The organism is Tepidanaerobacter sp. GT38 (assembly GCF_021991635.1).
Taxonomy (GTDB): domain Bacteria; phylum Bacillota; class Thermosediminibacteria; order Thermosediminibacterales; family Tepidanaerobacteraceae; genus DTU063.
The window spans coordinates 1-2,544 of sequence record NZ_JAFFJA010000120.1 but is presented as its reverse complement, the minus strand read 5'-3'; the positions used below and the strand labels follow the sequence as shown (position 1 = coordinate 2,544).

Sequence of the window (2,544 nt, the reverse complement as noted above, 5' to 3'; positions counted from 1 at the left end):
TACCTCAAACACAAACTTAAGCAGCATTTCTTTAAATTGAGATACTGTAACATTTTTATCTGGTAGATAATCTTTTATATTTGTAACTCTGCTTTTTACGGATTTTATGCCCTTCGACTTGATTTTTTCCGGCTTACGAGGAGGTAGTATAATGTTTCTACATACTAGAAAACTACTTGTTGGTTTGTTAATTGGGCTTTTAATTGTGACGCTAACTGGCTGTGGTGAACCTTCAGGCGTAAAGACAGGGGCTGAGTCAGATTCCGCTAAATCTGAAGCTCAGTCAAAACCCGAGGAAAACACAAAGAAAGTAGCTGTTAATAAGGAATTTTCTGTTAATGGATTAAAGATTACCATTGGAGAGGTGCAGGTAGAAAAAGAACGTATTCTTGTTGGTATGACAATTAAGAACGAAACCAGTGATAAATTAACTTTCTATCCAGACCAGGGTAGTGCTGTTGTTGGTAGTATGCAACTGGATGCGAATATGTTTATGACTGAAGGTGACGTCTCTGGTGATATTCATCCCGGGGTTGAAAAATCCGGTGTAGTAGTTTTCACTACGCCAGAAGGTAAGACTTTAACTCCTGAAGAAGTCACGTCAATTGCGCTTCACTTAGGAGACGTTTTCAATGAGAAATCTTTCGAGGCTAAGCCTTTCGATACCACACTATCTTTAGAGTAAGTATAAGTTTTTGTGCAAGAGTGCGCTTCGGCGCCTTTTCTTTTATATATATATATGTGTGTGTGTGTGATGTAATGGGAACGCAGATGAGGTGATATTATGAAAGGACTACCAAAACGCGCTGCGATACTCTGTCGGGTATCCACAGAAGACCAAGCAGACGGAACCTCTCTTGATACTCAAGCGGAAATCTGTATGGAGGAAGCAAAAAGACGAGGTTACCACGTTACAGAAGAAGACATTTTCAAAGAAGACGGTTACAGCGGAGCACTGGGTATTGATGAGAGACCAGTGCTCCATCAGCTTTGGGAGAAATACCAAGCGGGAGAATACGACGCTATCTTCGTCTACCGTCAAGACAGGCTTTCCCGCTCTCTTGCCCTTTTTGCCGCCCTGCGGGACGAAGCCCGAAAAGTAAGGCGGTGCGGCCTTAAAGGAGACGGCTTTATTTTCGTGCAGGGGTCTAACGACGACACTCCTGAAGGTAAGCTGCAGTCTAACATCCTTGCCACTTTTGCGGAGTATGAAAGGGAAGTTATCAAATTAAGGACGGTGACCGGCAAGAAAAAGCTGGCAAAAGCAGGCAAGTATTCAGGTGGGTCTCAACCTTTAGGTTACAAGTGGGATGACGAAAAGGAAGAGTGGGTAATTCGAGAAGATGAAGCCAAGATAGTTAAGCTTATTTTCCAATGGTACGTCTATGGAGACGAGTCAGGACGGCCTTTGGGTATGGTGCGGATTGCCGAAAAGCTGACTGAACTCGGTATACCTACGCCTAACCAATTTCGCAAAACTCGAAAAGGGCGCGCTGGGAAAATGCAGGCTTATTGGAGCGACGCTACTGTCCAGCGTATTCTTACTCACACCGTTTACGCCGGGACAAATTATCCCTGGAGGGGTGATAAAATGCAGGTCAGTCCAGAACAGGTCGAAAAAATAAAGAAGGAAAAAACTGATGGGTGGTTTGAGGTAGACTTCCCGCCGATAATTGACAAGATGCTCTGGGAGAAAGCGCAGGAGAAGAGAGTGCAGTCCAGAGGAGGGTTTAACCGCAAGAGACCCAAGCCTATACTTGCCGGTCGTATCTTCTGCGGTGTCTGCCAGCGCCCGTTTCACGATGCTATGTATAACAAAGGCACAAAGCTGGTTTTCAAGTGCAACGGGAAATTGAAGCAGTACCACCTTGACGGCAGCCCGAAATGCGACAGCCCTGTGCTTGACGGCGAAGCAGTTACTGCAGAAGTCAAAAAACGGCTTATTGATATGCTTCAAGACAAAGACCAGATGCGGAAAGCCATCGAGGAGTACGTCGGTTCGCTGGAACGCCGGAAGGAAGAACTTGAAACCCTGCTTTCTCCAATATCAGAGCAGATTTCGCAACTGCAGGAGAAGCAGAAAAGGCTCGCTACTGTCTATGTTGACGGGGCTTTGTCTCATGAGGATTATAAACGGCAAATTAACGAACTGAAGGAACAGGAACTTGCCGTCCGCAAGCGTTACGAACATTACTGGCCGGAGATGGAAAACCTCACGAAGCTGGAGCAGAATATTGCTGTCGTGAAAGAAGCGATTGAAGAGGAACTGTTTGATGTCCGCTACCGACCGGATGAGAATACCGTTACGGAGAATATTGCTTTTGTAAAGGTTCACGATGAAAAACATTTAACGGTCGGATTCCCACAGAGAGTAGTAATTTGGGAGGAACTGCTTGACAGGTTGCAAGTTAAGCTGTGGGTGTATCCAGACCGTTTAGAGGTTCGGGGAATTGTCCCGATTGAAGATATAGCGAATCCTAAATACTGTTGGTAATTTTATTTACAAAAATTGTTAGACTAAAGGCTTAGTGTAAAATTACTTTG

Annotated in this window: 2 protein-coding genes and 1 pseudogene; 2 read left to right on the top strand and 1 reads right to left on the bottom strand. The window is 44.8% G+C overall.

Annotated elements, in window-relative coordinates:
- A pseudogene (locus JT739_RS12995) lies at positions 1-135 on the bottom strand (lipoate--protein ligase); the annotation flags it as partial.
- 16 nt (positions 136-151) lie between these two features.
- On the opposite strand from JT739_RS12995, the gene JT739_RS12080 reads away from it, so the two are divergent.
- Both JT739_RS12080 and JT739_RS12075 read left to right on the top strand, forming a co-directional pair.
- Positions 152-685, top strand: a complete 534-nt coding sequence (locus JT739_RS12080) for a DUF4352 domain-containing protein (protein ID WP_237661378.1) — start codon at positions 152-154, stop codon at positions 683-685.
- 99 nt (positions 686-784) lie between these two features.
- Positions 785-2,494, top strand: a complete 1,710-nt coding sequence (locus JT739_RS12075; RefSeq protein ID WP_237661377.1) for a recombinase family protein — start codon at positions 785-787, stop codon at positions 2,492-2,494.
- Positions 2,495-2,544: the final 50 nt, after the last annotated feature.

Bases quoted from the DNA above. Each gene is read 5' to 3' on its own strand.
- JT739_RS12080 (WP_237661378.1), top strand. From the start codon at position 152: ATGTTTCTACATACTAGAAAACTACTTGTTGGTTTGTTAATTGGGCTT.
- JT739_RS12075 (WP_237661377.1), top strand. From the start codon at position 785: ATGAAAGGACTACCAAAACGCGCTGCGATACTCTGTCGGGTATCCACA.